The organism is Betaproteobacteria bacterium (genome assembly GCA_009693245.1).
In the GTDB taxonomy this organism is placed as follows: domain Bacteria; phylum Pseudomonadota; class Gammaproteobacteria; order Burkholderiales; family SHXO01; genus SHXO01.
In genome coordinates, this window is the sequence record SHXO01000031.1 from 23,109 (window position 1) to 32,275 (window position 9,167).

Consider the following 9,167-nt stretch of genomic DNA (forward strand, 5'->3'; position numbering starts at 1 on the left):
CGGCAGCACTACCCAGCCGTGGATCTGAAACGGCTGCCGCCGCCGTATCGCGTGACCCGATTCCCGCAGCAGTTCAATATGTTCGACGAGCAGATTCTTGCCGTGCCGTAGGTTGAAGGTAAAAAATACGTTCCACCGGGATGCCAGGCGCACCGGTAGTTGGGCATAAGGGCGGTATTCTAGCGATCTGCATACGGCTCGGCGTAATGCGCTACGCTTATTGCGCCCTACGTGTTGGCCCTCAAGCAGGGGAGGGAATCGAGACCCTTGGAAGTCAGTCCGATCTTGATCGGTGCATCGGGTTTTCAGAATGCCGGCGCAGAAACTCACCAAGATGCTCAGCAGGTCTTGTTACCTGGTCTCCCGGTGTCCCATAATCTCACCCTCCCAAGGATGACTATGCATGAGCACCGTTGAGATTTACCTCGATGATGCCTACCAAACGGTGTCCAAAACGCGTGTCATCAAGGCCGATGAGCGCGGGATCCAGCTCGCTCGCACACCGTTTTACGCTCTGGGCGGGGGCCAGCCCGGCGATCGCGGATTCCTCGAAACCGAGCACGGGCGCATAGGCATCTCGAATACGATCCGGGAACGTGCGAGCGGGGAGATCATTCACATGCCTGAGGCCGGACCCGCGTTGGAGAGGCTCAAGGCGGGAGACGAAACCAGGGCCGAAATCGACTGGGATCTGCGCTACCGGCACATGCGCTGCCACACCTGCCTGCATCTGCTGTGTTCGCTGATTCCTTTTCCGGTTACCGGTGGCAGTGTGAGGGCGGATAGCGGCCGCTTGGACTTCGATATTCCCGAATCTATTCTCGATAAAGCGGCGCTCTCCGAAAAACTGCAAGCACTCATTGACCGCAATGCGCGCTTGAACTTCCAATTCCTAACTCCCGCCGAGATACGCGCCCGCCCGGAGCTTGTGCGCACGCTGCAGGTGGCGCCGCCGCTCGGAGAAGAGCTCGTGCGGCTGGTAGAGATCGATGGAATCGATATACAAGCTTGTGGGGGGAGCCATCTGCGCGCCACGGGCGAGATCGGACGCGCCTGGATCACCAAAATAGAAAAGAAGGGAAAGCTCAACCGGCGGGTGGAGATTGCGCTGATTGACGCTCCCTTGCCGGTGCAAGGGCAAACCTAAGCCGGCAGAGATGAACACTTTAGGCCAGGACTAATAAAGCGGCACTCAAGTGTCCCTCCCGTCGCGCCGAAATATCCTGGCTGGGGCGCTTTTCCATGATTCACTTGCACCCACGCTCACATGGCCAAGTGAATGTGGCTTGGATCGGTCACCAAGAGTAGCCAGGGAGAACCTATGGACGACAGCATTCACACGATCACGCCCGGCTTGGGCGCGCAGGCTAGCGGGAACTCCGCAACCCCCGAAGGCCGGTGCGGCGGCAACGCCCTCGCCCGAAGCCCGGCCCTTTCGGTTCACGGGCAAAACAAGTGAATTCTTCGGGATATGGATCGTCAACCTGTTTCTGACGATCGTCACGCTGGGGATTTACTCGGCATGGGCGAAGGCGCGCAAGAAGCGCTATCTTTACGGACACACGTGGGTGGCGGACGCGAATTTCTAATATCACGTAAATCCAATCGCCATACTCAAGAGCCGCATCATCGCGTTGTTATTATTTGGAGCCTATTCTGGAGTCGCGCATTTCATGCCCCAATTGGCGTTGTTCCTCGCGTTACTTGTGTTTGCCGCCTCGCCTTGGTTCATCGCTCGTTCGATGGCGTTCAACGCCTTCAACTCCAGTTATAGAAACATCCGGTTTCGCTTCCAGGCAGGTTATGCGGATGTATTCAAGGCGATCGGGCTCATGGGTGTTGTGCTGGCGATTTCATTCTTCGTTCCCGTGCCGGATCGTGGCCAGGATGCCGGTCCTCCCGTCTGGTTCTTCATTATTTTCGGTTTGCAGATTCTGGCTTTTCTGCTCATATATCCCTACGTCTTTGGTTCGATGAAGCGCTTACAGGTGAACCACTCTCAGTATGGGTCCAGCCCTTTTTCGGTCACGGCCGCTATCGGCAGCTTTTACAAGATTTTTTTCCTGGCCATTGGGTTGTTTATCGTTCTACTGTGCGCGGCGTTGGCGATCGGAGCGATGGCGTTTGCGTTGATGCCGAAGCAAGGCGGCGCGGGAACTATCGTTGCACTCATCCTTGGTGCCCTGTGCATTTATTTCGCCGCGTTTCCGGTAATGATTGGATTTCTCCAATCTCGTAACGCGAATCTGGTCTTCAACACGACACGCCTTGATGAGTCCGTTTCATTTTCCAGCACGCTCAAGGCGCGCAAGCTTGCCTGGTTGTACGTGACGAATCTCCTGGCGATCGTGGTTTCTTTTGGTCTCGCGATTCCCTGGGTCGTGATCCGCTCCGTTCGGTACCGCCTCGGCTGTCTTGCGCTTGTCTCGGCCGTGCCCATCGAGCAGTTTGTCTCGGGAGTGGCCGCCAATGTGGGTGCCACGGGTGAAAAACTCGGGGAATTCTTCAATATAGATCTCTCCTTGTGAGGCGAGGTTTACCAGCCGGTGCCCATGCATTCTCTTGCCGTTGATTTCTACGACGGCCTTTCGGCAAGGCGCCACGCCCCGGCGCATCGAGTTGCCGGGCGGTGCCGTGGCGGTCTGCGAGCACAATGAAGCGGTCGACGAGACATTCCAACTCTCTAGTCATGCCACGCTCGCCCACCGTCTCGAATCGCACGCGGGCTTTGTCCTGGCCGCGCTCGCTGGCATCGCCGTATCGATGGCGATCGGATACCTGTATGGGATTCCGTGGGTGGCGGGCGAGATCGCCCAACGGATTCCTGTTGGCATCGAAAAACAGCTCGCCGAGCAGAGCCTGAAGTCGCTCGACCAGGCGTTGTTCGGGCCGAGTGAGTTGCCCTCGGAGAAACAAAAAGATATTTCCGCTACTTTTTCCGCGTTGCGCCAAGAGGCTGGCTTGCCCGGAGAAGTACGGCTGGAGTACCGCGCCGGTCATTGGATCGGGGCGAACGCGCTGGCGCTTCCCGGCGGCGTGGTGATCATTACCGATGAACTGGTCGCGGCGGTGCCTGGTAAGGATGAAATCGCCGCCGTGCTTGCCCACGAGCTTGGGCATGTGCACTACCGCCACAGTCTGCGGCAGCTTCTGCAAAGCTCCATTACAGCCATGACGGCAATGGCCATTTATGGAGACGTGACGGCCATTACTGGCCTTGCCGCGTCCGTGCCGGCAATGCTTGCCCATACGGGCTACTCGCGCGCGGCCGAGCGCGAATCGGACAACTTAGCATTTGTCTTGCTCAAAAAAACGGGCCGTTCGCCGCGCGCCTTTGCATCCGCCATGGCGGCGTTGGAACAAACCAGCGGTAAGAAAAACCCAGGGTCCGGGCGGGCGAAAATCCCGGGCTACTTGTCGACCCATCCTGCAACGGATGAGCGCATCGAGGCGGCTCTAGAAAATTCCGAATAATAAACATCCCCATGCGCGCCTTGGGAAATTAACCGGTCTTAAGGAAGGCCTCGGTTCCCTTCTAGGGGAATTTTCTCCGGCGTGTTTTCCCACAGGGGCGCGGGCGTCTTGAAGTAGAACCCTTGGCCGAAGGGGGTTCCCATCGCCTTGAGGATGTCCATGACGTCCTTGGTTTCCACCCATTCCGCGATGACTTGTTTGTTCAGGCCCTCGGCGACGTCGCACAGCGCGCGCACTAAGATGCGGTTGGCTTCGTCCGTGGCCAGGTCGCGCACGAATCCGCCGTCAATCTTCAGATAATCGACGTCAAAGCGTTTCAGGTAGTAGAAGGAACTGAATCCCGCGCCGAAGTCATCGAGCGCGAAGCGGCAGCCCATGCTCTTGAGTTCTCGAATGAACTGCTCGGTCACATCCACGTCGTGCATGGCCGCCGTTTCCGTGATTTCGAATACCAACTGGCTCACGTCGGCGGAACTCGATTCCAGCATGCGATGAAACTTTCGCACCCACTGCGGATCGGAAATACTGGTGCGGGAGAGATTCACGAAGTAGCGCCATTTCGGTCCCCGGTCAGCGCATTTTCCCAGGTATTCCAGTATTCGTTGCACCACGCGCATGTCGAACTCTTGCACCAAGCCCAAGGACTCCGCGTGCTCGATGAATTGGCTGGGCAAGACGATGCCCCCTTCCTCGTCGTGGATGCGCAGCAGGATTTCGCAGTGCATGGCTCGCAAATCGGACAGCCGCACGACCGGTTGGTAGTAGAGCGATATGCGGTCATCGTCCAAGACGTGGCGCAGCTGGCTTGACCACTGCACGCGGTTTTGGGTGTGGCGCAGGCCGCGAGCATCGTGATCGTATAGGAAGTGGCGGTTACGGCCGCTATCATTCGCTTGGTACATGGCGCGATCCGCGCTGGATAGCAATGTGGCGACGTCCACGCCATGGAAGGGATAAAGGGCAATGCCGATGGAGGCCGTGACGCTCGACATGCGGTGCTGGCCGAGGGCCAGAAAGCGGTAGTGGCGCAAGGACTCGAGCACGTGATCCGCCGCGCGCACGGCCTGGCTGCGCAAGACTTCGGGAAGATGCACGGCATACTCGTCGCCGCCCAAGCGAAAGACTTGGCCGCCATGATCCTTTGCCGCCTCCTTCAACACACCACTTACTCCGGCGATGAGATGGTCGCCAGCCCGGTGGCCAAAGTTATCGTTGACGTACTTGAAGTGATCGATGTCGATGAAAAGCACGGCGCCCACGTCGCGCGACGCGAGCGCTTGTTCGAGTGTGCGTTGCAAACTCACACGGTTGGGTAAGCTCGTGAGCGCGTCGTGGGTCGCCAAATACTCGATGGTGCGCGCGGCTTCTTGTTCCGCCGTGACGTTTCTGGCCGTGCCGCGGACACCGTAAATTTGCCCGTTCTCATCACGGGTGAGGCGCGCATTGATGCCCACCCAGCGATCTGTGCCATCCGAGGAGATCACGCACGCGACGTAGTCCTTGATTTCTCCGCTTCCGAGCAGCACCGACAAAGAGCGGAGGTTGGAAAACCGGGAGGATCTGGACTCGAAATCGAAGATGCTACGGCCCAGTAACTGTTGGGCCGCGAGGCCGAAAATACTTGCCGTGGCGTTGCTCAAGTAAGTAAACCGGCCTTGCGTATCCGTGGTCCAGATCAAGTCGTGGGAAGTTTCCACCAAATCCCGGTAACGATTCTCGCTTTCGATCAGGAGTTGGGTGACTTGGCGCTTGTCTTGGAGGGCCTTCTTCTCGGAGGCGGGCTTGTCCCGCACGTTCGGCGAAGGCTGGACAGCAGCGCGGGTGAGACTCTCGATCATCTCGCTGGAATAGCGGCGGTGGCCCCCGTCCGTGCGGCGCGCGACAAGCACCCCTTGGGCGTCCCAACGCCGTAGTTTTTGTACCGGTACTCCGAGCCTGATCGAGGCGTCTCGAATGGAATATTCGGCATCCGGTGAATTTGGCCCCAGAACTTCGCTCATCCCTGGTTGTGTTGCGGGAGTTATCTTGCTCCCTTCATTGCCCGTGGCGGACACCGCCGGGATACCACGTGTTATGCCGTTTACATATTAACGGTAAAGCAAACACCATCGCCCGGTAAAGAGCGCTTTCTCATTGGCGCCGGTAGGAAACGTGGTAGACCACCCCCGCGTAATCGTCGGAAACCAGCAAAGCGCCGTCGGGCATTACCAGCACATCGACGGGACGTCCCCATACCTGCTCATTCTCCATCCAACCCGAAGCGAACACTTCGGACTTTGCGATCTTGCCCTCACGCGCTGTTGCCACGATGAGACGATAGCCGCTTTTCTTGCTGCGATTCCAAGAACCGTGCTGGGCGATGAAGATTGCGTTGTGGTATTCCTCGGGAAACATTTTCCCAGTGTAGAAGCGCAACCCGTCAGGCGCCACGTGCCCGCCTTGCTTGAGCGCTGGCGGCGTGAATTCCGAACACGCGCGGCGCTTGCCGAAATCTGGATCGGCCGTGTCGCCCTGGTGGCAATAGGGAAAGCCGAAATGCATCCCGGCCCTGGGCGCGTGATTGAGCTCGCAAGAGGGAAGATCGTCTCCCATGTGGTCGCGGCCGTGGTCGTTGAACCATAGCTCCTTGGTTCGCGGATCCCAGTCGAATCCCACGCTATTGCGCACACCGCGCGCGAACACCTCGTAACCCGAACCGTCGGGGTTGATCCTGGAGATCAGCGCATAGCGGTCCGGGTCCTCCTCGCACACGTTACAAGGCCCGCCCACCGGCACGTAGAGCTTGCCATCGGGCCCGAAGGCAATGAATTTCCAGCCATGATGACCCTCGCGCGGGAAACGATCGGTGACCAGCACGGGCTTAGGCGGCATGTCCAGCAGGGAATCGATCCGGTCATAGCGCAGAATGCGGTCGATATCGGCGACGTAGAGGCTGCCATCGCGGTAGGCCACGCCGTTCGGTGAGTTGAGGACGCTGGCGATGGTGAGCACCTTGTTCCCCGCGGCGGAAGGAACCACGGCGTACACCTTACCCACGCGCTGCGTGCCCACGAACACCACCCCATTGGCTCCCAGAGCCATGGAACGGGCGCCAGGAACCTCGGCATAGACGCTGATTTCGAATCCCGGTGGCAGCTTGATTCTGTTTAGAGGCAGGTTTTTGGTCCAGCCCGCCACCGGGAGAGTCATCAGCGCCAGGGCTAACAAGCGGAGAAGCGATATGTGCGTCATGCGGAATGTCCTTTCATGGCGGGCCTTGAATTTGGCGGGTTCGGCCCCAAATCCGCGAAGGTCTACCGTAGGGAGAGAAAACGATGAGCGAAACACAAGAAAAGCTAGGTTTCCAAGCCGAGGTCAAGCAACTCCTCAATTTAATGATTCACTCCTTGTACAACAACAAGGAGATTTTCCTGCGCGAACTGGTATCCAACGCCTCGGACGCCTGCGATAAGCTCAGGTTCGAAGCACTTGGCAATGCGGCGCTTCTGGAAAACGATACCGAACTGAAGATCCGCGTCAGTTACGACAAGGCCGCGCATACCGTTACTGTATCCGACAACGGCATTGGCATGTCGCGTGAGGAAGTGATCCAAAACATTGGGACCATCGCCAAGTCTGGTACCCGGGAGTTCTTCCAGAAACTCACGGGCGACCAAGCCAAGGACACCCATTTGATCGGCCAATTCGGAGTGGGGTTCTACTCCTCCTTTATCGTGGCCGGTAAGGTTACGCTTACCACGCGCCGGGCGGGCGCGGAGGCGAACCAAGCCGTGCGCTGGGAAAGCGATGGCCAGGGAGAGTACGTCCTCGAAAACGTGACGAAAGACAGCCGTGGCACGCAGGTCACGCTGCATCTCAAGGAGGGCGAGCACGATCTGGCCGATAGCTACCGCCTGCGCTCCATCCTCAAGAAATACTCCGACCACATCACCATTCCCATTCTCATGAAGAAGGAGAAATGGAACGAGGAGACAAAGCAGAACGAAGTGACCGAGGAGGACGAGCAGGCCAACCAAGCCGCCGCCATCTGGACGCGGCCGAAATCCGAAGTCACCGAGGAGCAGTACGCGGAATTCTACAAACACGTCTCCCACGATTTAGAAGCGCCGCTGGCGCACTTGCATGCCAAGGTCGAAGGCAAACAGGAATACACCCAGCTTCTTTTCATCCCCGCGCGCGCGCCTTTCGATATGTGGGACCGCGACCGCCGCCACGGGATCAAGCTCTACGTGCGCCGCGTCTTCATCATGGACGATGCCGAGCAGTTGATGCCCGCCTACCTGCGTTTTGTCCGTGGCGTGATCGATTCCAATGACCTTCCGCTCAACGTGTCGCGCGAGATATTGCAGGAGTCGAAGGTGGCCGAATCCATTCGTGGAGGGTCCGTGAAGAAGGTGCTCGGCCTGCTGGAGGATCTGGCGGAAAACGACAAGGAAAAGTACGCCAAGTTCTGGAAGGAGTTCGGCCGGGTTTTCAAGGAAGGCCTAGGAGAGGAATGGGGCAACAAGGAGCGCATTTCTAAGTTGTGCCGCTTTAGCTCGACCCACACCGACAGCGAGTATCAGACGACCTCCTTGGCCGATTACGTGGGCCGCATGAAGGAAGGCCAGGAGATGATTTATTACATCACCGCCGATACCTTCGCGGCCGCCAAGAACAGCCCTCACCTGGAGATATTCCGCAAGAAGGGTTTGGAAGTGTTGCTCCTGAGCGATCGCGTGGACGAATGGGTGATCTCCAATCTGGCGGAATTCGGCGGGAAGAAAATTCAGTCCGTCGCCAAGGGCGATCTCGATCTCGGGAAACTCGCGGACGAGCAAGAGAAAAAAGAACAGGAGAAAGACGCCACCGACTATAAGGATCTCACCGAAAAGATCAAAGGCGTCCTGGGCGAAAGCGTCAAGGAAGTGCGAGTCACCCACCGCCTCACCGATTCCCCCGCCTGCCTGGTGTCGGACCAATTTGGCATGAGCACGAACCTGGAGCGCATGCTCAAAGCCGCGGGCCAAAAAGTGCCCGGCAGTAAACCGATCCTGGAGATCAATCCCAAGCATCCGGTGGTGCAAGGGCTCAAGTATGAATCCGACGAGAGCCGCTTTACCGACTGGAGTCATATTCTCTTCGATCAAGCGCTTTTGGCCGAAGGTGGGCAATTGGAGGATCCCGGGACTTTCGTGAAACGCCTTAACGGATTGATGCTGGCCTTGGCCGGAACGGGGTCTCGGATATGGACGCCGAATAGCTGACCTGAAGGGTTGGGGTCCAAATGGCACTTACTTAAGCTTTGTGGGTCGGCGATGATTGCGAGCGCGCTTTGGGAAGAGCGCACGATTTGGGTCGTGCGTGCTTATCTGTATATCCTCACTCATAGCTTTATTCGATGTTGTTAGCCGTGGGCAGCCCGGCGTCTGGTCACTTTTTCTTGCGTGCCCAAGAAAAAGTAACCAAAAAGAATGGCACCCTGATGCCGCTTTTCTCCTGCGCTGCCTGCCGGACTCGCGGCGCCTGCGGAACTAGTCCGCGCGAGAAGCATGCGCGGCCGTAGAACAGTCCTCGGCGAAACCCCGCGAGCCCGCCGAGCTGCTCGGCGCGGCATAAGGGGGGAAAAGCAAACCAGCGGTTTGCCATGGGTGTGGGTATTCGGTTCTACGCTTATGGGGTTTTAAGGTTGTGGGTTTGGCTTTGGCTGTTGA

Annotated in this window: 7 protein-coding genes; 5 read left to right on the forward strand and 2 right to left on the reverse strand. The window is 58.1% G+C overall.

All coding sequences use genetic code 11. The features are described 5' to 3' along the window. Nucleotides 1–403: 403 nt before the first annotated feature. Genes EXR36_07005 through EXR36_07020 form a run of 4 tightly spaced genes read left to right on the forward strand, consistent with a single transcriptional unit; the run spans nt 404 to nt 3,474 of the window. A complete protein-coding gene (locus EXR36_07005) occupies nt 404–1,147 on the forward strand; it encodes an alanyl-tRNA editing protein (GenBank protein MSQ59386.1) in 744 nt (247 codons plus the stop codon). Between the two features lie 49 nt (nt 1,148–1,196). Then, the gene (locus EXR36_07010; GenBank protein ID MSQ59387.1) at nt 1,197–1,589 is read left to right on the forward strand and encodes a DUF898 family protein; all 393 of its coding nucleotides are present in this window, start codon (nt 1,197–1,199) and stop codon (nt 1,587–1,589) included. A 15-nt stretch (nt 1,590–1,604) separates the two neighbouring features. Beyond that, entirely contained in the window at nt 1,605–2,528 is a 924-nt protein-coding gene (locus EXR36_07015; protein ID MSQ59388.1) for a DUF898 family protein, read from the forward strand. Between the two features lie 34 nt (nt 2,529–2,562). Further along, complete coding sequence (locus tag EXR36_07020; GenBank protein MSQ59389.1) at nt 2,563–3,474, forward strand: M48 family metallopeptidase; 912 nt, start codon at nt 2,563–2,565, stop codon at nt 3,472–3,474. A 38-nt stretch (nt 3,475–3,512) separates the two neighbouring features. Here the strand turns inward: EXR36_07020 and EXR36_07025 are convergent, their stop codons facing one another. Both EXR36_07025 and EXR36_07030 read right to left on the reverse strand, forming a co-directional pair. Next, on the reverse strand, nt 3,513–5,474 hold the full coding sequence (locus tag EXR36_07025; GenBank protein MSQ59390.1) for an EAL domain-containing protein: 1,962 nt from the start codon (nt 5,472–5,474) through the stop codon (nt 3,513–3,515). Nucleotides 5,475–5,604: 130 nt separating this feature from the next. Further along, nucleotides 5,605–6,705, reverse strand: a complete 1,101-nt coding sequence (locus EXR36_07030; GenBank protein MSQ59391.1) for a sorbosone dehydrogenase family protein — start codon at nt 6,703–6,705, stop codon at nt 5,605–5,607. A gap of 83 nt (nt 6,706–6,788) precedes the next feature. Between EXR36_07030 and htpG the strand changes: the two genes are divergently transcribed. Continuing rightward, on the forward strand, nt 6,789–8,720 hold the full coding sequence (gene htpG, locus EXR36_07035; GenBank protein ID MSQ59392.1) for a molecular chaperone HtpG: 1,932 nt from the start codon (nt 6,789–6,791) through the stop codon (nt 8,718–8,720). Nucleotides 8,721–9,167: the final 447 nt, after the last annotated feature.

What these genes read in the sequence shown, in the direction of transcription:
- EXR36_07005 (MSQ59386.1), top strand. Translation starts at nt 404, where the DNA reads ATGAGCACCGTTGAGATTTACCTCGATGATGCCTACCAAACGGTGTCC.
- EXR36_07025 (MSQ59390.1), bottom strand. Translation starts at nt 5,474, where the DNA reads ATGAGCGAAGTTCTGGGGCCAAATTCACCGGATGCCGAATATTCCATT.
- EXR36_07030 (MSQ59391.1), bottom strand. Translation starts at nt 6,705, where the DNA reads ATGACGCACATATCGCTTCTCCGCTTGTTAGCCCTGGCGCTGATGACT.
- htpG (MSQ59392.1), top strand. Translation starts at nt 6,789, where the DNA reads ATGAGCGAAACACAAGAAAAGCTAGGTTTCCAAGCCGAGGTCAAGCAA.